Here is a 20,199-nt window from a genome sequence, read left to right on the forward strand (position 1 = left end):
CCCGAGCCCCCGGCCTACGCCGGGGGCTTTTTCTTTTAAGCGGTCAGAACTTGTAGTTGCCGGTCAGGTAGAACGCGCGCCCGGCCGGATCGGTGTAGCGGCCGTCGTAGCCAAGCTGGTTGCCGCCGCCGGCGTTCTGCAAGGTCAGCGGCGGATTGCGGTCGAACAGGTTCTTGATGCCTGCCGTGAGCGCGAAGCGGCCGAAGTCATACTTGCCCTGCCAATCGAAGGTGGTGTACGACGGCGTCCACAGGCCGCCGAAGGCCACCGAGTCGCCCACGCTGCCGTCCGGGTTGACCGCGAAGATGGCCGTGTCCACCGGATAGGCCTGGTCGTGGTAGCCCGACTTGTAGTGCGCCGTCAGCGTGTTGGTCAGCTTGCCGTTGGTCAGGCTCAGCGCCAGGTTGCTCTGCACGCGGAACACCACGCCGTTGTCCGGGCCGAAGCGGCCCAGGTTGGACTGGACCTCGCCGCCGGCCTGGGTGGTGTAGTTCTGCTTGATCATGTATGTGCCGGTCCAGGCCGCCTTCCAGTCGCCGATCGGCGACTTGTTGCGGTAGCTGAAGTCCCAGTCCACGCCGCGGTAGTTGGCGACGCCGCCGTTGATCGGCGCCTGCAGGTAGCCGATGGTCGTGTAGCCGGCCGGGTCGGGATAGGGATTGACGAACAGGCGCTGGTACTGCTGCGGGTTGGCGAAGCCGACCTGCTCCGGCACGCCGGCCGACAGCACCTGGTTGCGGATCTGCACATTCCACAAGTCCAACCCCAGCGACAGGCCGCGCAGCGCCTCGATGCGTCCACCCAGCGTCCACTGCTTGGATTTTTCCGGCTGCAAGCCCTCGCTGCCGCTGGCGCCGTTCGGGCCGGTCAGCAGGTCGTACTGGGCCTGGCCCACCTGGCAGCCCGGCGAGCCGGGGAACGGGCAGGCGTAGCTGCCGGCGGTGCTGCCGTAGAAGGTCGGCGCGCCGGCGATGTCGCTGATGTTGGGCGTCTTGAAGCCGGTGCCGTAGGCGGCGCGCAGCAGCAGCGTCTCGACCGGGGTCCAGCGCGCGCTGACCTTGTAGGTGCCGGCGCTGAAGGAGTTGCCGACCTCGCCGGAAGGCAGCTGCGGCCGCAGGCCGCTGGCGTCGGCCAGCTTGGCGAAGATGAACTCGCTGTGGGTCTTGTCGTAGCTGTCGTAGCGGCCGGAGACGGTGGCCTCGAAGGTCTTGGCCAGCGGCAGTAGCACCTCGCCGTAGACGCCCCAGTTGTCGCGGCGGGCGTCGAACGGCACCTGGCCGTAGTTGCCGCCCACCGGGTAGTTGGCCGACGCCGGCTGGCTGACGTAGCCGGAGTTGGCCAGGATGGTCGGGTGGTAGGCGATCTGGTAGTGGGTCTTGGAATAGTCGCCGCCCAGCGAGACGATGGAGGTGCCGCCCGGCAGGCTGAACAGGTCGTGCTGCGCGCCCGCGTGCAGCGTGTTCAGCTTGGAGGTGTTGGTCGAGAAGGTGGTGCCGTTGACCAGCGCGCCGCGCAGCTGGTCGGCGCCGGTGCCCATCACCGGATCGTAGACGCCCGACGCCACCAGCGCGTTGAGCTTGTCGAAGTCCGAGTAGCCGCCGGCGGCGTTGTCCTTGATCTTGTTTTCCGACAGGATCAGGCTGGCGTTGTAGCTCCAGCCCCAGGCGTTGCCGTCGACGCCGAGCGCGAAGTGGCGGGCGTCGGTGATGTATTCGTCGGCGCGGCCGCCGATCAGCACCGAGCGGTAGCCCAGCGTGCCGTCGCCGGTCGGGTTCTCCAGGTTGTTGGCGTCCAGGTAGGGCTGGATGTAGCGCTGGTACAGCTGCGGGAAGCGGTCGGTGGAGTTGACGCCCATCGGCTGCGCGGACGGCGCGTACTGCGCGGTCATCGAATAGCTCGACAGCACCAGTTCGCCCCACAGCTTGGTGTCCTCGTTGAGCTGCCAGGTACCCTTGAGCAGGCCGCTGTCGCGCCGCGAGCCGGGCACGTCCTCGACGGTGGCGCCGTAGTTGAAGCGGCACTGCGTGCCCAGCGGACCGGCCAGCGGACCGCCGCAGTTGCCGCGGGCGGCCAGGTAGGGGTTGATCGCCACGCCGGTGGTCTCGACCGAATCGGCCGAGCCGCGCGGGCGCACGTTGAAGGTGATGTTGGCCGGCTCGGTGTTGCCGGTGCGCTGGTCGAACCAGTACTGCTTGCCGCCGCTGCCGAACTTGAAGAAGGCGCCCTGCGCCGAAAAGTCGCGCTGCAAGGCGGTGAGGCGCTGCTGCTCGTCGTGGCTGTACGAGAACAGGATGTTGAACTTGTCGGTGTCGAGGTCGCCCCAGCCCTTGGTCAGGCCGGCGCTGTTCCAGCGCCCGCCGGACTTGCGCGGCTGGCCGTAGGTGGCGTAGGCCTCGCCCTTGGTCATGTTCTTTTTTAGGATGAAGTTGACCACGCCGGCGATCGCGTCCGAGCCGTACAGCGCCGAGGCGCCGTCGCCGAGGATCTCGACCCGTTCCACCGCCTCCAGCGGGATGCTCTCGATGTTGACGGCGTAGCCGCCGCCCTGCCCGGTGCCCAGCAGGCTGGGCGCGAGGCGCTGGCCGTCCAGCAGCACCAGCGTGTACTTCGACGGCAGCGAGTGCAGCGCGGCCGTGGTGACGCCGGCGCCGCCGCCGTTGACCGAGCTGGACGCCGGCACGAAGCCCTGCATCGACGGCAGCATCTGGATCAGGTCGGTGGCGGAGGTGGCGCCGCTCTGCTTGATGTCGGCGCTGGTCAGCACCTGCACCGGCAACGCGCCCTCCTTGGCGATGCGCTTGATCGCCGAGCCGGTGATCTCGACCCGCTGCATCGGCTGCGCGGCCTGGTCGCCGGCCGGCGCGTCCTGCGCCATCGCCGGCAAGGCCAGCAGGCCCAGTCCGGCCAGGGCGCCGCCCGAGAACATCGACCGCAGGGAACGCGCCAACACTGTTTCTTGAATCATGACTAACCTCCGCTGTTATTTTTGGATGCACCGGTCCGACGCCCGCCGCCGGGATGGCAACGGGTCGCACGTCTTGATTGGACTGGTGAAATAAACGTAGGAAGGTGTTCCGGGACACCGTCCATGCTTTACATAAAAGCATGCGAGGAAGGCAAAATCAACCGAACTCGTACCGTGTTCGGTGTTCTTACAACAGTATTGCAAGCACCACGCAAAAACAAAGGGCCCCATATAACCATTGGGGCCCTTTGTGTCGCGCCGGCGCTACGTTACTTTGAGGCAGCCTCCGCTGCCTGGGTGGCAAGACGGCGCTGGCGCACGGCGGCGGCCAGGTCCTGCAGCACCTGCACGCTGCTGTCCCAGTCGATGCAGCCGTCGGTGACCGACTGGCCGTAGGTCAGTTCCTTGCCCGGCACCAGGTCCTGGCGGCCCGCCACCAAGTGCGATTCCACCATCACGCCGACGATGCGGTTATCGCCGCCGGCCACCTGGCGGCCGATGTCGGCGCACACCGGCACCTGGTTCTCCGGCTTCTTCGAGCTGTTGGCGTGCGAGGCGTCGATCATCAGGCGCGCCGCCAGGCCCTGGGCCGCGATGGCCTTGCAGGCCTCGTCGACGCTGGCCGCGTCGTAGTTCGGGGTTTTGCCGCCGCGCAGGATGATGTGGCAGTCCTCGTTGCCGTTGGTGGAGACGATGGCCGAGTGGCCGCCCTTGGTCACCGACAGGAAGTGGTGCGGCTGCGACGCGGCCTTGATCGCCTCGACCGCGATCTTGACGTTGCCGTCGGTGCCGTTCTTGAAGCCGACCGGGCACGACAGGCCGGAGGCCAGCTCGCGGTGCACCTGCGATTCGGTGGTGCGGGCGCCGATCGCGCCCCAGCTGATCAGGTCGGCGATGTATTGCGGGCTGATCACGTCCAGGTATTCGGTGCCGGCCGGCAGGCCCAGCTCGTTGATGTCGCGCAGCAGCTGGCGCGCCATGCGCAGGCCGTCGTTGATGCGGAAGCTGCTGTCCATGTACGGGTCGTTGATCATGCCCTTCCAGCCGACCGTGGTGCGCGGCTTCTCGAAGTACACGCGCATGACGATCTCCAGGTCGGCCGACAGTTCGCGGCGCAGCACCACCAGGCGGCGCGCGTATTCCATCGCGGCCTTGGGATCGTGGATCGAGCACGGGCCGATCACCACCATCAGGCGGTCGTCCTGGCCGTGCAGGATGCGGTGCAGCGCGACGCGGGCGTCGGCCGCGGTCTGCTCGGCTTGCTCGGTGCATGCGAATTCGCGTATCAGGTGGGACGGCGGCGTCAATTCCTTCATTTCGCGGATGCGCAAATCATCGGTACGGGGCATGCTGTTCTCCAATTGATCTAAGGGTGAAAGTTCAAAAAAACGTTAAAAAAAAACCGCCTCGGAAGGCGGTTTTTTGGGAATTTGCAGGAACTCGTTTTTGCTTCTACGTGTACCGGCCGCTACTCCACCGCCTTTGGGTTGGAATTGCTAAAGTAAAAATGGCCGGTAAAGAAGAAGCGGGTCATGAACGGGTTTCCGTGTGGTGTATAAACGACTATAACGCTATTGTTCGCGGATTGGCAAGCAGTTTATGGCTATAAGCTTATGACCATCCGGGCTCAGGCCGTGCCGCCGACGGTCACGCCGTCGATGCGCAGGGTCGGCTGGCCGACGCCCACCGGCACGCTCTGGCCTTCCTTGCCGCACACGCCCACGCCCGGATCCAGGCGCATGTCGTTGCCGATCATGGAGACGCGGTTCAGCACTTCCGGACCGTTGCCGATCAGGGTGGCGCCCTTGACCGGGTAGGTCACCTTGCCGTCCTCGATCATGTAGGCCTCGCTGGCCGAGAACACGAACTTGCCGTTGGTGATGTCGACCTGGCCGCCGCCGAAGTTGACCGCGTACAGGCCGTTCTTGACCGAGGCCAGAATTTCCGCCGGGTCCTTGTCGCCGCCCAGCATGTAGGTGTTGGTCATGCGCGGCATCGGCAGGTGGGCGAACGATTCGCGGCGGGCGTTGCCGGTGACCGGCATCTTCATCAGGCGCGCGTTCATGGTGTCCTGGATGTAGCCTTTCAGGATGCCGTCCTCGATCAGCGTGGTGCACTGGGTCGGGTTGCCTTCGTCGTCGATGTTGAGCGAGCCGCGGCGGTCGGCCAGCGTGCCGTCGTCCACCACCGTCACGCCCTTGGCGGCCACGCGCTCGCCGATGCGGCCGGAGAAGGTGGACGAACCCTTGCGGTTGAAGTCGCCCTCCAGGCCGTGGCCGATCGCCTCGTGCAGCAGGATGCCGGGCCAGCCCGGTCCCAGCACGACGGTCATCGGGCCGGCCGGGGCCGGACGCGCGTCGAGGTTGACCACCGCCGAGTTGACGGCGTCGGCCGCGTATTGTTCCAGCAGGCTGTCGCTGAAGTAGCCGTAGTCGTAGCGGCCGCCGCCGCCGGACGAGCCCATCTCGCGCCGGCCGTTCTGCTCGACGATCACCGTGAGCGACACGCGCACCAGCGGGCGGATGTCGGCCGCCAGCACGCCGTCGCTGCGCACCACCAGCACCACGTCGTATTCGCCGGCCAGGCTGGCCATCACCTGCACCACGCGCGGATCCTTGGCGCGCGCCATTTTTTCCACGCGCTCGAGCAGCTTGACCTTGGCGGTCGCGTCCAGCGAGGCCAGCGGATCGTTGGGCAGGTACAGCGAGCGGCCGCCGGTCGGCGTCATGGCGCCGGCCACCTTGATCTTGCCGGCGCCGGCGCGGGCGATGGTGCGCGTGGCCGAGGCCGCGTCCATCAGGGCCGCTTCGGAGATGTCGTCCGAGTAGGCGAAGGCGGTCTTGTCGCCCGACACGGCGCGCACGCCGACGCCCTGGTCGATCGAGAAACTGCCGGTCTTGACGATGCCCTCTTCCAGGCTCCAGCCCTCGTTTTTGGTGAACTGGAAATACAGGTCGGCGTAGTCGACCTTGTGCGTGAACATCGAGCCCAGCGTCTTGAGCAGCTTGGCTTCGTCCAGTCCGAACGGCGTCAGCAGGATGTCGCGCGCCACGGCAAGGGTGGACAGGTTCGGTTCAAATGGCTTCATGATGGTGTCTTCTAAGAGTGTGGTGCAATTTTACATGGTCCGGTGCTTGAGCGCCGGCAGGCTCTGGCGCACGCTGTCCATGAACATCAGGTCGATGTCGCCGCGGACCACGCCCTCGCCCTCGGCCAGCACGTCCTTGACCGCGCCCCAGGGGTCGATCAGCATGCTGTGGCCCCAGGTGCGGCGGCCGTTCGGATGGTTGCCGCCCTGCGCCGCCGCCAGCACGTAGCACTGGTTCTCGATGGCGCGCGCGCGCAGCAGGATTTCCCAGTGCGCGTGGCCGGTGGTGTAGGTGAACGCGGCCGGCACGACGATCAGCGACACCGGCCCCATCGCGCGGTACAGCTCGGGGAAGCGCAGGTCGTAGCAGACCGACATGCCGACCTTGCCGAACGGCGCCTCGAACACGCCGACATGCTTGCCCGGCACGATGGTCTTCGATTCGTTGTACGACTCCGTGCCCTTGGTGAAGCCGAACAGGTGGATCTTGTCGTAGCGGGCCACGTGCTCGCCCTGCGGGTTGTAGACCAGCGTGGTGTTGATGACTTTTTCCGGATCGCTGGACGCCAGCGGCAGCGTGCCGCCGATCAGCCAGATTTCCAGCTCCCTGGCCAGCGCGGACATGAAATCCTGGATAGGCCCCTGGCCCAGCGGCTCGGCGACGGCCACCTTGTCGCTGTCGCTCAGGCCCATGATGGCCCAGTATTCCGGCAGCAGCACCAGCGTGGCGCCGGCCTCGGCGGCCTGGGTGACCAGGCGGCGCGCGGTGGCGATATTGTCCGTCACGGACGGCGAGGAAATCATTTGTACTGCGGCGACTGTGTTCATGGCTGTTCCGTTCAATTGGCGCCCTTGGCGGGGGGCGTTTCCACTTTGGATGCGTCGAGCTTGGTCACCACCGGCGCCTTCCATGGCCCGGTGACCTGCATATGATAGGTCAAGGCCTTCATCACCGGCGCACTCAGGAACAGCTGCGCCAGGAAGCTGCCCAGGCCGATCACCGGATTGACCGCCAGCGCGTACACCAGCGGCGCCGTGCCCAGGTTCACCTCCGGGATCACCACCACGTGCAGGTTGGTGGTTTCGTTGGCGATGTCGGCGCTGCCATCCATCAGCACGGTGGCGGCGACGCCGTGCATTTTCAAGTTGTCGGTCTTGGCGATGCCGCGGTTGATGGCGGCGTTGGCGGTGATGCCGTCGAACGCCAGGCCTTCCGAGAAGACATCATGGAAGTCCAGCTTGAGCAGGCGCGGCAGCGCTTGCAGGCTGAGCACGCCGAGCAGCTTGGCGGCGCCCGGGTCCTGCTTGAGGAACTGGCCTTTTTCCACGTTCAGCTTGATGTCGCCGGACAGGCTGGGCAGGTCCAGCGAATACGGCAGGCCCTTCCAGGCGATGTCGCCGTTGAGCGTGCCCTTGCCGTTCTTCAGCGTGCCGGCGAAGCCGAAGCGGTCCAGCAATTTGCCGGCGTCGGCGATGTCGAGATTGAAGTTCAGGCTGGTGGTGTGGGCGCCATCCTTGGTGACCCATTTGCCGGTGCCCTTCAACTCGCCGTCCGGGTTGGCCAGCGACAGCTTGCCGATGCGCCATTCGCGGGCGTTCTGCATCTGCGCATTGCTGGCCTGCAGTTCCAGCCGGCCCAGCGGCTTGTTGAACAATTCGAAGCGCTCGACCACCACGTCCAGCGCCGGGATGGTGGCGGCCGCGCTCTTGCCGTCCAGCAGATCCTGCACGTCCTTCGAGGCCGAGTCCTGGATCACCAGCGACGACAGGCGCGCCGTCACCTTGCCCAGGCCCTGGCCGGTGGACGGCTCGCTCCACGTCACGTAACCGTTGGCCTGGGTGGAGTCGACGCTGGCCTGCCACACGGTCTTCAGGCGGCTGACGCCCAGCACCACGTTCTCCAGCTTGCGGTCGCCGATCACCAGCTCGCTGGCGCGCGCGGCGATGGCGTCCGGCATCACGTATTGGGCGATGTCGGCGCCGTCGGCGGCGGAGGGCGCGCTGTCGGTCTTGCCGGCGATCTCGTTGCCGAAGTCCAGCCACGAGTCGACGTTCAGCGCGCGCAGGCTGATGTTGAAGGCCATGCCGCTGTCGGGCTCGGGCGCCGGGGTGTTGACGCCGATGCCGCCGCGCACCAGCTTCCACGGCGCCTTGCCGACTTTCTGGCGCTGGTAGCGCGCGGCGATGTTGTTGCCCAGGCTGATACGCATGTCGTCGTGGATGGCGCCGGCGGCGTCCGGCGTGAGCGCGCTGGTCAGCACGAAGCGCACCGGCATCGCGTCCGGCGCGGCCTTCCTGACCGGGGCCGGCAGTTCGATGCCGAGGCCGCTCAGCGTGGAGTCGACCGCCACCACCACCTGGTGGTCGCGCGCCGTGACCGTGCCGCTGTAGCGCGTGGCGCCCGAGAAGTGGCCGGCCAGGCGCTGCATGGCCGGCATCGGATAGGTCTTGCGGAAGCCGTCGGCCGTCATCAGGCCGCCCAGCTTGACGACGATGGAGTTGTCCTTCTGGCTGCCGCCGGTGATGCTGACCGGCCCGCCCAGGAAGGCGCCCGACAACTGGTTCAGGTTGACGCCGTGCTCGTTGAACTCGATCTTGCCCTGCGACGCCTGCACCGGCGGCAGGTCGTTCATCAGCGTGATGTCGTTGTTCATCAGTTGCAGCGCGCCCTGCACCTTGGCGTCGATCAGGTGCGACAGCGGCAGGCGCAGGCTCAGCGCCAGCCTGGCGTTGCCGCTGGCCTGGGTCTCGTCGGTGAAGTGCGAGATCCACTCCAGCACCGGGCTGGTGGCCACGTACTTGAGGAATTCCTGCATCGGCCCGGCCGCGTTGCCGTCGATTTCCAGCATCGAATCGTGGATCGTCAGGTCGGGGATCACCGCCTTCACGCCCGACAACGCGACGCCGCCGGTGGTGGCGGTGTCGCCGCGGATCTCCATGCGGGCGCGGTCGAACGCGAAGCTCCCCTTGATGTGCTCGGCCTGCGGCCACAGCGGCAGCGGCTTGCCGTCCTTGCCCAGCTCCTTGCCGTCGTGCAGGAAGTGGCTAGGGGAGTAATTGAGTTTGCCCTCGGTCAGCTTGCCGGCCACGCGGAACTCGCCGCGCGCCTTGTCCGCCTCGCCGTGGAAGGGGAAGTGCGCCAGGTCGCCGCGCAGGCGCACCGTGACCTCGCTGGCCACGCCGCCCTCCAGCGCGCCGGTCAGCCAGGCGCGCAGGTCGTGCGGGGTCTGCATCGGCAGGTAGTTGTCGATGCGGTTGATCTGGAAGCCGTTCAAGGTGCCGGTGAGGTCGACGGTGCCGACGCCCTTGCCGGCCAGCGGCATGCGGTGCGAACCTTGCAGCGTGCCGCTCAGGCCCTGCTGCAGGAAGTCCATGCTGTCGATCTCGAACAGCAACTGGTTGTCCGGCTCGAACGACCAGCGCGCCTTCAGGTTCAGGTGGTCGAACGGCATCGACGGTTCGCTGAAGTAGTCCGGCATCTGCAGCACCAGCTGCTGCGAGGCCAGGCTGAAGCTGCCGCCCTTCTCGGTGGCGTCGATGGCGCCGGTCAGGTTGTCGAAGCCGGGGATGGCGGGCATGCCGGCGATGGCCGGCGTCTTGGCGGTCTTGGGCTGCGCCAGGCGCGGCGGCTGCGGCTTCAGGCCCAGGCCGACCAGGTCACCCTTCAGGCGGTAGGTCTGCAAGGCCGGGAACGTGCCCTGCCATTCGGCGTAAAAATTCTGCAGCAGGCCGCGCGGCGCCATGTCGGCCAGCAGCTTGCGCTGGTGCTCGGTCAGCGGCAGGCGCTCGGCCAGGCCGGCCATGGTTTGCAGGTCCAGCTGGCGGGCGCGGACTTCATAGCGCTCCGGCTTGCTCCCGGCGGCCGGCACGTAATGCTCGGACAGCGAGGTCGGCGCCATCACCAGGCCGTCGCTGGTGGTCAGCGTCAGGTTGCTCAGCTCGATGCTGTGGCCCAGCGCGCCGAAGCGCGGACGCTCGCCGCCCTTCCTGACCAGCGGCGCGGTGGCCGGGATGTCTTCGCGCGCGGCCAGGCGGCCGGTGAGCTGGCGCAGGTCCAGCAGCGGCAAGTCCTTGCCCAGCACGGCTGAGACGTCGCGCAGGCCGACGTCGGCGGTAAAGCTGGTCAGGCGCGATTGCTCGATGCCGATCCAGGCGCGCAGCGAACCGCCGCCGCTGTTGAGCTCGAACGGGAAGTCCAGCCACGGCTTCCAGGCCTGCAGGTCGGTGTCGCGCAGGTCGGTGTAGACCTCGCCCTTCCACATCGACACGTTGGACACGCGCGCGCCGAAGGCCGGATGGGTGAAGTCGGCGCGCAGGTCGAGCGGCGCGGCCAGCGCGGCCGGCGGCGTGGCCTTCAGCGCAAATTGGTGGTGCAGCCACTGGTTGCGCAGCGCGATGTTGACGCCCTCCAGCGCCAGCGGCGGCGCGCCGCGCTGCAGGTCGGTCCAGCGCAGGCGGCCTTCGCGGATGACGATCTCGCGCTGCGACAGCAGCCAATCGGCACCCTTGCCGTCGCTCGGCTTGTGCAGGTCGATGTACAGGCCGGCCACGTACAGGCGGCCGTCGGCCTCGCGCCGCACGTCGAGCTCGGGACGCACCAGCTCCAGCGATTCGAAGCGCACCGCGCCGGCCAGCACGCTCCACCACGAGATCGTGGCCGACACGCTCGGCAAGGCCAGCGCCTGGTTGCCCAGCTGGTCGTGCAGCACCACATCGCCCAGGAACAGGCTGGGGCGCAAGCCGCGCCACGAAGCGTAGATGCGGGAAATGGTGACCGGATTGCCCACCGCGTTGCTGGCGGCGCGCTCGATGTCGCCCTTGTAGTGGTCGATGTTCGGCAGCACCGCGTAGCGCAGCGTCAGGAACAGGATGGCGAAGGCGAAATACAGCAGCAGGAACAGCTTCAGCGTGAAGCCGAGCACATGATGGGTGGCCAGGTTGCAGAAACGATAGGCCGCACGCAGCCGGTGCCAGCGCGCAGCCAAAGGGCCCTCGCCTGTCACAGTCTCCTCTTCTGGTTTTTGCATCAATAAGCTAATAAATCAGGCCATGCGTCAAATAAATCGCTAAACTCGGTTTCAAGCTTTTATGCCTGCGCAGCAATTCTACCGTATCCCCCGTGCGAGACAGCGCCACTTAGGGCAGACCCGCGCCGGTTTTACATGCTTTACAGAGCGTTACTTTGCCGTTACCGATCAACTTTGCATCAGGAAACACGTTGCCAATGATTGCACCAACCGTCTCACGTTTTTACCAGCGCTGGCTGGCCGCCGCTCCCGACCGCGCCGCCAAGGCTGATGATTTAGCGCAATTATCGCTTGCCCAGATCAATCTTGCTGATTATTTAGCAAAAGAAGCCGCCGCCGTGCCCGAAGGCGCCCCGCCGCTGCCGCTGATGCGCGCCATGCGCCGGCTGCGCAACCTGCTGGTGTGCGTGCTGATCCGCCGCGACCTGGAAGGCAAGGCCAACCTGGCCGAGGTGGTGGAAACCATGACCCGCTTCGCCGATTTCGCCATCCAGCGGCACATGGAGGAGATTTACGCGGAGATGGTGGCCGCGCACGGCACGCCGGTCGGCCGCGATTCCGGCCAGCAGCAGGAACTGATCGTGCTGGGCATGGGCAAGCAAGGCGGCGGCGAGCTGAACGTGTCGTCCGATATCGACCTGATCTTCGTCTACCCGGAGGACGGCGACACCGTGGCCGGCCCGGGCCAGCGCAGCCTGTCCAACCACGAGTTCTTTGTGCGCCTGGGTAAGAAGCTGATCGCGGCCTTGTCGGAGATCACGGAAGATGGCTACACCTTCCGCGTCGATATGGCCTTGCGGCCGAACGGCGGCTCCGGCCCGCTGGCCGCCAGCCTGAACATGGTGGAGCAATACCTGATCGTCCAGGGCCGCGAATGGGAGCGCTATGCCTGGGTCAAGGCGCGCGCCGTCACCGGCCGCAGCGAGGACATCGCCGCGCTGGACGCCATCGTGCGGCCGTTCGTGTTCCGCCGCTACCTGGACTTCGGCGTGATCGACGCCATCCGCAACATGCACGCGCAGATCCGCGCCGAGGTGAACCGCCAGGAGCGACTGCATCCAGACCGCAGCAACAACGTCAAACTGGGGCGCGGCGGCATCCGCGAGATCGAGTTCCTGGCGCAGGTGTTCCAGCTGATACGCGGCGGGCGCGACGCCGCGCTGCGCGACCGCTCGACCCGCACCACGCTGCGCATCATCGCCGAGAAAGGCCTGCTAAGCCACGCCATCGTCTATCAACTGCTGGCTTCCTACACCTTCCTGCGCAATCTGGAGCACCGCCTGCAATACCTGGACGACGCCCAGACCCACACGCTGCCGGCCAACGACGCCGACCGCCTGCTGGTGGCGCAGATGATGGGCCTGCCCGACACCGCCACCCTGCTTACCCAGCTGGAAGCCCACCGCCAGTTCGTCGCCGGCCAGTTCGATGAGATGTTCTCGGACAAGACCAGCGGCAGCGACGGCGACATCAATCCGCAATCGAGCAACGAATGCGCCGATCCCGACAACCGCGAGGCGATGGTGGCGCGCTTTGCCGCGCTGGGCTTCGACGATCCCGAGGGCGCGGCCAAGCGCCTGATCTCGACCTGGCAAGCGCCACGGCTGCAATCGCTGCCGGAAGCGAGCCGCAACCGGCTGCTGGGCCTGGTCAATGCGGCGCTGCCGCTGATAGTCCAGTGCTCGCGCGAGTCGAGCGGCGGCAGCCAGCAGGCCACGCTGGGCCGGCTGCTCGATTTCCTGGAGGCGATCGCGCGCCGTTCGGCCTACCTGTCGCTGCTGACCGAGTATCCGCACACGCTGGCGCGGGTGATCCGCATGGTGCACGCCAGCGGCTGGGCCGCGCAGTTCCTCAGCCAGCACCCCATCCTGCTGGACGAGCTGCTGGACGACCGGGTGCGCAACGCCGTGTTCGACCCGGTGGCGCTGGCGGCCGACCTCGAAACCCAACTGGCCTCGGCGCCGGGCGACACCGAGCGGCTGATGGACATCCTGCGGGAAATCCACCATGCCCAGCTGTTCCACCTGCTGGCGCAGGACCTGGCCGGCGACCTGACGGTGGAAAAGCTGGCCGACCACCTGTCGGCGCTGGCCGACACCATCGTGGCCGCCGCCATCAAGGCGATCTGGCAGACGGTGGCCACGCGCCACCGCGAGGTGCCGCAGTTCGCGGTGATCGCCTACGGCAAGCTGGGCGGCAAGGAGCTGGGCTACGTGTCCGACCTGGACGTGATCTTCCTGTACGACGACAGCGACCAGGAGGCGCCGGCCCAGTACGCCAAGCTGGCGCAGCGCTTTATTACCTGGATGACATCACACACCTCGGCCGGCATCCTGTTCGACATCGACACCGCGCTGCGCCCGGACGGCGCCAGCGGCATGCTGGTGTCGAGCGTGTCGGCGTTTGAAAAATACCAGAGCAATTCGGCCTGGGTGTGGGAGCACCAGGCGCTGACCCGCGCCCGCTTCTGCGCCGGCGACGCGGCGATCGGCGCGCGCTTCGAGCAGATCCGCGAGGCGGTGCTGCGTAAGGAACGCCCGGCCGACGGCCCGCTGAAGCAGGAAGTCATTGCAATGCGGAAACGCATGGTCGACGCCAAGCCGAACCACAGCGAGCTGTTCGACCTGAAACAGGATCCGGGCGGCATGATCGACATCGAGTTCATCGTCCAGTTCCTGGTGCTGCAGCACGCCGCCGCCTACCCGCAGCTGACCGCCAATTTCGGCAACATTGCACTTTTGAAAATGTGCGGCGAACTGGGATTGATCGACGCGGGGCTGGCGGCGCGGGTGGCCGACGCCTATCGACAGTTGCGCAAGTTACAACACCAGCTGAGGCTGCAAGGCCAGGACCTGGCCCGCGTCGATCCGCAATTGGTGGCCGCGCAGGCCGCCGATGTGAGGGCCTTGTGGCACGCCATCTTCGGTGACAACGTTGCCACATAACAACGATATCTTTGTTACATTGCTTGTGAAGCCATTTAAATTCATTAACTGCAGTAATATTGAAATTCACAAACATCAGAGCGCCCAGCGCCGTCGCAGTTTTACTCAAAGGAGAAGTGATATGAAAGCTTTATTCGGTGCCGCAGCACTTAGCTTGAGCTTGTTTGCAATGTCATCGACCGCTCTGGCCGCCGACAAGGGTACGCCCGACGAAGCCGTCGCCATGGTTAAAAAGGCGGTTGCCCTGATTAAGTCCGATGGCAAGGAAAAAGCCTTCACCGCTATTTCCGATCCGGCCAACACGACTTTCCACGACCGCGATCTGTATATCTATGTTTATGATTTGAATGGCGTTGCATTAGCCCACGGTAATAATCCTAAAATGGTCGGAAAACCGTTGATAGGCCTCAAGGATAATGAAGGCAAACCAATGATCAAGGAAATGGTCGACCTCGCCAAATCCAAAGGCAAAGGCTGGGTGGATTTCAAATGGCCGAATCCGGTCACCAAGGCGGTGGAAGCCAAATCCGGCTACATTGAAAAAGTCGACGATATGCTGGTCGGCTCCGGCATCTACAAATAACAAAACAGCCGCGCGAGCGAACGGCCGGGACGATGTCCCGGTTTTTTTTCGCCTTCACTCTGGAAACAAGCTAAAAATTGGCATGTAAATGCCAGAATCGAGCTTACGATCGTCGGGAACTCTTCGGCAGCCTAGTCAGTCTATACGCGGTGGCATTCAAAAATAACCGCGACACACCCTAGGAGTCGGATAATGAATAATGAAACTTCGATCGCCCGCGCGATACGCCTGCTCTGTCTTGGCGGCCTGGCTTTGGGCACGCAAGCCGCCTTCGGCCAGCAAACCGCCGAACCCATGCAGAAGGTGCTGATAACCGGCTCCCGCATCGCCTCGGCGGCGGCGGAATCGCCTTCTCCATTGCAGGTATTAAACTCGGCGGACATTGCCGCGTCCGGCGCGACTAATCTGCAAGATTTACTGCAGAAAAACCCCACCATGGGCACGCCGACCATCAGCCGCGCCAATTCCAATTTCCAGACATCGAGCGCCGGCGTATCGACGGTTAATTTAAGAAACCTCGGCGATTCACGCACCCTGGTATTAATTAATGGCCGGCGATTTGTTTCCGGCGTACCCGGAGATACTGCCGTCGATCTCAACACTATTCCAACGGATTTTATTGAGCGAGTGGAATTATTAACCGGCGGCGCATCCGCCACTTATGGATCGGACGCCGTGGCCGGCGTGGTCAATATTATTCTGAAGAAAAACTTCAACGGCCTGTTATTCGACGCGCAGACCGGCCGCAGCAATGAAGGCGACGACTACAAAAAGAAACTGGCGCTCACGTTCGGCACCACCACCGCCGACGGCGCCAGCAACGTCATGGGCCATTTCGGCTACTCGAAACAGGGCGCGGTGTACTCGCGCGACCGCCCCGCCTCGGCCATCGACCAGACTTCGGCCATCACCCAGAAGCATCCGGAACTGGCCTTCGTGGCCAAGCGGCCCAACTTTTCCGGCTACGCTCCGCAGGGACATTTCTTCGGCGACACCGAGGATTTTACCTATGATGCGAATAACAACATTATCCCCTGGAAGCAAAATGGCGCGCCCGGCACCGGCGCCGGCGCCACCGGTTTCAACCGCTCGGCCTACCGCCTGATCGCCGTGCCGACCGAACGCTACCTGTTCGCCACCAACGGCAACTGGGCCTTCAACGAGAACCACAGCGCGTTTTTCGAAGGCACGTACGCCTCGTCCAAGGTCGATACCAATATCGAACCCTTTCCCCTCGGCTCCGACCAGGTGTACAAGCCCAGCGGCCAGGTGCCGGCCGCCTCGCTCGTCAACGGCGTGCTGGTCAAGAATCCGCTGGTGCCGCAGTATTTGTACGACCGCATCAGCGACACCGACGGCGACGGCCTGCCCGACTACTTCTTCACCCGCCGCCTGTCCGAGTTCGGGCCGCGCCACTCCACCGTGGACCGCGACACCTTCCGCCTGGCGACCGGGTTGAAAGGCACGGTGCGCGACTGGAGTTACGAAACCTATCTCTCCTACGGCAAGACCAAGGAGGCGCAGAACTCCACCGGCCAGGTCAATGTCATGAGCTTGCGCAACGCGCTGGAGGCGATTCCCGGCCCCGACGGCACGCCGGTGTGCCGCGATCCGCATGCGGTGGCCGAGGGTTGCGTGCCGATCAATATTTTCGGATACAACAGCATCACGCCGGCAGCGCTCAAATATGTGACCGCGCCCGGCTCGCTGGAGACGGCGATCACCCAGAAACTGGTGGGCGGCTCGGTCACCGGCGAAGTGCCCGGCCTGCCTGCCGGCCGCATCGGCATCGCCGCCGGTTTCGAATGGCGCAGCGAGGATTCCAGCGCGATTCCCGACCCGCTGACCCAATCCGGCCTGAACGCCGGCAATGCCCTGCCGCCCACGTTCGGCAATTTCCTGGTGCGCGAGGTGTTTGTCGAAGCCAGGGTGCCGCTGTTGAAAGACCGGCCGTTCGCCCGCGACCTGAGCTTCCTCGGCACGGTGCGCCACGGCGACTATTCCACCGTCGGCAGCACCAACAGCTGGAACGCCGGCCTGGAATGGGGCGTCACCCCGGACGTCAAGCTGCGCGGCACGCGCGCGCAATCGACGCGGGCGCCCAATATCAACGAGCTGTTCCAGGCGCCCACCCAGGACTTCCCCGCCGGACTGGTTGACCCCTGCGAAGGCGTATCGTCGTCCGGGACCAGCGCGCTGGCCGTCAATTGCCGCAACGCGCCGGGCGTTGCCGCCAACATGGCGGCACATGGCGGCGTTTTCACGCTGAATCAGGCCGACCAGCAGGGCATCAGCGGCTACGACACCGGCAATCCCAATCTCAAGGCGGAAAAGGGCCGCTCCACCACCATCGGCCTGGTAGTGACGCCGCGTTCGGTGCCGATGCTGCGCCGCCTCACCTTCACGGTCGACTATTTCACCATCAAGATCGCCGATGCCATCGTCAACACCGACCGTCAATATGCGCTGGATCAATGTTACAACCAGAACAACCAGATCTTCTGCAGCTTCATCACGCGCCGCCCTGCGCCGGTGGGCAACCTGAGTTCCGGTTCCATCCACTACAGCAATGTCGCCGCCACCAACAGCGGCGGTTTCGGCACCGAGGGCGTCGACATCACGGCCTCCTGGGCGGACAAGGTCGGCCCGGGCAACCTGAGCGCCCGCCTGGCCTGGACCTGGCTGCGCCAGCTGTGGCAAAAGGCCACGCCGGAGGCGGAGAAGAACAGCGACATCGGCGAAGTCACGGCCGCCAACACCAACGCGCCGCGCAACCGCGCCGGCCTCAACTTGGCATACAAATGGGGAGCGTACGGCCTCAACTGGACCGCCACCTACACCGGGCCGGTCTCGCTGGACGACCAGTTCCTGAAAAGCCTGAGCATCGCGCCGGGCACGGTGGGCGTGGGCTCGCGCACCTACAACGATTTCCAGTTCACCTACGACGTGAAGAAATCCGTGCAACTGTACCTGGGCATGGACAACGCCTTCAACGCCAAGGCGCCGCCCATCATCACCGGCCTGCCCGGCAGCGTCACCGGCACCGAGACCGACACCTCGACCTACGATGCGATCGGCCGCCGATATTACCTGGGCTTGCGCGTGTCGCTGTAACGGAGGCGTAAAAAAACCCCACCGGCCGGAACGCGCTCGTTCCATGCCGATGGGGTTTTCTTGATGTAGGCCGGATTACTTGGCGGTCATCAGTGCAACGGTGGTGTCCAGCATGCGGTTCGAGAAGCCCCACTCATTGTCGTACCACGACGAGACCTTGACCAGGCGGCCCGACACTTTGGTCAGGGTCGAGTCGAAGTTCGACGAGGCCGGGTTGTGGTTGAAGTCGATCGATACCAGCGGTTCGGTCTGGTAGGTCAGCACTTCCTTCAGCGCGCCTTCGGCGGCGGCCTTCATCAGCGCGTTCACTTCGTCCACCGTCGTGTCGCGCTTGGCGATGAACGACAGGTCGACCAGCGACACGTTGATGGTCGGCACGCGGATCGCGAAACCGTCCAGCTTGCCGTTCAGCTCAGGCAGCACCAGGCCGACCGCGGCGGCGGCGCCGGTCTTGGTCGGGATCATGCTCATGGTGGCCGAACGGGCGCGGCGCAGGTCTTCGTGCATCACGTCGCTCAGCACCTGGTCGTTGGTGTAGGCGTGCACGGTGGTCATCAGGCCGGTTTCCACGCCGATGGCGTCGTTGAGCGGCTTGACCAGCGGGGCCAGGCAGTTGGTGGTGCACGACGCGTTCGAGATCACGGTGTCGGTGGCCTTCAGCACGTGCTGGTTGACGCCGTACACGATGGTGGCGTCGACGTCCTTGCCGCCCGGTGCCGAGATGATGACTTTCTTGGCGCCGCCCTTCAGGTGGGCCGAAGCCTTCTCTTTGGTGGTGAAGAAGCCGGTGCACTCGAGCACCACGTCCACGCCCAGCTCGCCCCATGGGATTTCCGCAGGGTTGCGCTGCGCGAACACGCGGATCACGTCGCCGTTCACGATCATGTTGTCGCCGTCCACCGTCACGGTGCCGGGGAACTTGCCGTGGGCGGTGTCGTAGCGGGTCAGGTGGGCGTTCGACTTGGCATCGCCCAGGTCGTTGATGGCAACGATCTGGATGTCTTGCTTCTTGCCGCCTTCGTAGAAGGCACGCAGCACATTGCGGCCGATGCGGCCGTAGCCGTTGATTGCAACTTTGATCGTCATACTATGCTCCTGATTAGAAAAATAGGTAATGCAACAAGCAATTATAGATTATGCAATGACAGATTTGACTTTCGCCACGACGTTTTCCACCGTGAAGCCGAAGTGCTTGAACAGCACGCCTGCCGGGGCCGATTCACCGAAGGTATCGATGCCGACCACCGCGCCTTCCAGACCGACGTATTTGTACCAGAAATCGGTCACGCCGGCTTCGATTGCCACGCGTGGCAAGCCTTTGGTCAACACGCTGGCCTTGTAGGCGGCGTCCTGACGGTCAAACACATCGGTCGACGGCATCGACACCACGCGCGCGGCGATGCCTTCCGCGGCCAGCGCGGAAGCGGCCGCCACGGCCAGCTCGACCTCGGAACCGGTGGCGATCAGCGTGACCTTGGCGTCGGCCACCTCGCTCAGCACGTAGCCGCCGCGGGCGACGTCGGCGATCTGCTGGGCCGAACGCTCCTGGTACGGCAGGTTCTGGCGCGAGAAGATCAGCGTCGACGGACCGGCCTTGCGCTTGACCGCCTCGCCCCACGCCACCATCGATTCGACGGTGTCGCACGGACGCCAGTTGTCCAGGTTGGGGATCAGGCGCATCGACGAGATGTGCTCGACCGACTGGTGGGTCGGGCCGTCTTCGCCCAGGCCGATCGAATCGTGGGTGAACACGAAGATCGAACGCAGCTTCATCAGCGCGGCCATGCGCAGCGCGTTGCGGCTGTAGTCCGAGAAGGTCAGGAAGGTGGCGCCGAACGGGATGTAGCCGCCATGCAACGTGATGCCGTTCATGATGGCCGACATGCCGAACTCGCGCACGCCATAATTGATGTGGTTGCCTGGTTTGCCGGAACGCAGCGCCACGCACTCTTTCCAGTTGGTCAGGTTGGAGCCGGTCAGGTCGGCCGAGCCGCCCAGGAATTCCGGCAGCACCGGCGCCAGCGCCTGGATGGCGTTCTGGCTGGCCTTGCGGGTGGCGATGTTTTCCTTCTTCTCGACGCAGGCGGCGATGCCGGCGGCCAGCGTGGCGTCGAAGGCGGCGGGCAGCTCGCCGGCCATGCGGCGGCTCAGTTCGGCGGCCTGGGCCGGGAACTGGGCGCTGTATTGCGCGAACTTGGCGCTCCAGGCGGCTTCGCGCTCGGCGCCGGCGGCCTTGGCGTCCCAGGCGGCGTAGATGTCGGCCGGGATCTCGAACGGCGCGGCGCTCCAGCCGATGTATTCGCGGACGGCGGCCACTTCCTTGTCGCCCAGCGCGGCGCCGTGCACCTTGTCGCCACCCTGCAGGTTGGGCGAACCCTTGCCGATGATGGTCTTACAGCAGATCAGGGTCGGCTTGCTCGAGGTCTTGGCGGCGGCGATGGCGGCCGAGACGGCGGCCCCCGCGGGGGCGGCCCCCC

At 65.3% G+C, this 20,199-nt stretch carries 10 protein-coding genes; 3 read left to right on the forward strand and 7 right to left on the reverse strand.

What is annotated here, in order from left to right:
• Window positions 1–43: 43 nt before the first annotated feature.
• The 5 genes from HUX88_RS22715 to HUX88_RS22735 form a co-directional block, all read right to left on the reverse strand.
• Window positions 44–2,965: a TonB-dependent receptor domain-containing protein gene (locus tag HUX88_RS22715; protein WP_176363210.1), complete on the reverse strand. Its 2,922-nt coding sequence runs from the start codon at window positions 2,963–2,965 to the stop codon at window positions 44–46.
• Between the two features lie 269 nt (window positions 2,966–3,234).
• The gene (aroG, locus tag HUX88_RS22720) at window positions 3,235–4,314 is read right to left on the reverse strand and encodes a 3-deoxy-7-phosphoheptulonate synthase AroG (RefSeq protein ID WP_117013339.1); all 1,080 of its coding nucleotides are present in this window, start codon (window positions 4,312–4,314) and stop codon (window positions 3,235–3,237) included.
• A 278-nt stretch (window positions 4,315–4,592) separates the two neighbouring features.
• Entirely contained in the window at window positions 4,593–6,053 is a 1,461-nt protein-coding gene (tldD, locus tag HUX88_RS22725) for a metalloprotease TldD (RefSeq protein ID WP_161096513.1), read from the reverse strand.
• A gap of 30 nt (window positions 6,054–6,083) precedes the next feature.
• Window positions 6,084–6,881: a carbon-nitrogen hydrolase family protein gene (locus HUX88_RS22730; RefSeq protein ID WP_117013193.1), complete on the reverse strand. Its 798-nt coding sequence runs from the start codon at window positions 6,879–6,881 to the stop codon at window positions 6,084–6,086.
• A gap of 11 nt (window positions 6,882–6,892) precedes the next feature.
• Window positions 6,893–11,080, reverse strand: coding sequence for a YhdP family protein (locus HUX88_RS22735; protein ID WP_176363211.1), 4,188 nt, complete (start codon window positions 11,078–11,080; stop codon window positions 6,893–6,895).
• Between the two features lie 197 nt (window positions 11,081–11,277).
• Here HUX88_RS22735 and glnE point away from each other — a divergent pair, with 197 nt between their 5' ends.
• The 3 genes from glnE to HUX88_RS22750 all read left to right on the forward strand — a co-directional run bounded on the left by glnE (window position 11,278) and on the right by HUX88_RS22750 (window position 17,722).
• Window positions 11,278–14,025, forward strand: coding sequence for a bifunctional [glutamate--ammonia ligase]-adenylyl-L-tyrosine phosphorylase/[glutamate--ammonia-ligase] adenylyltransferase (gene glnE / locus HUX88_RS22740; protein ID WP_176363212.1), 2,748 nt, complete (start codon window positions 11,278–11,280; stop codon window positions 14,023–14,025).
• 121 nt (window positions 14,026–14,146) lie between these two features.
• Window positions 14,147–14,608, forward strand: a complete 462-nt coding sequence (locus tag HUX88_RS22745; protein WP_117013190.1) for a cache domain-containing protein — start codon at window positions 14,147–14,149, stop codon at window positions 14,606–14,608.
• Between the two features lie 294 nt (window positions 14,609–14,902).
• The gene (locus HUX88_RS22750) at window positions 14,903–17,722 is read left to right on the forward strand and encodes a TonB-dependent receptor domain-containing protein (protein WP_229219485.1); all 2,820 of its coding nucleotides are present in this window, start codon (window positions 14,903–14,905) and stop codon (window positions 17,720–17,722) included.
• Window positions 17,723–17,797: 75 nt separating this feature from the next.
• Here the strand turns inward: HUX88_RS22750 and gap are convergent, their stop codons facing one another.
• Window positions 17,798–18,808 carry a type I glyceraldehyde-3-phosphate dehydrogenase gene (gene gap, locus HUX88_RS22755; RefSeq protein ID WP_116993371.1) on the reverse strand — a complete coding sequence of 337 codons (1,011 nt, stop codon included), beginning with the start codon at window positions 18,806–18,808 and terminating at the stop codon, window positions 17,798–17,800.
• Window positions 18,809–18,856: 48 nt separating this feature from the next.
• Window positions 18,857–20,199, reverse strand: a 1,343-nt coding sequence (locus HUX88_RS22760) for a transketolase C-terminal domain-containing protein (RefSeq protein ID WP_176363214.1), incomplete at its 5' end; no start/stop codon positions are given.

It is taken from the genome of Duganella sp. BJB1802 (assembly GCF_013369445.1).
GTDB lineage: Bacteria > Pseudomonadota > Gammaproteobacteria > Burkholderiales > Burkholderiaceae_D > Rugamonas > Rugamonas vulcania_A.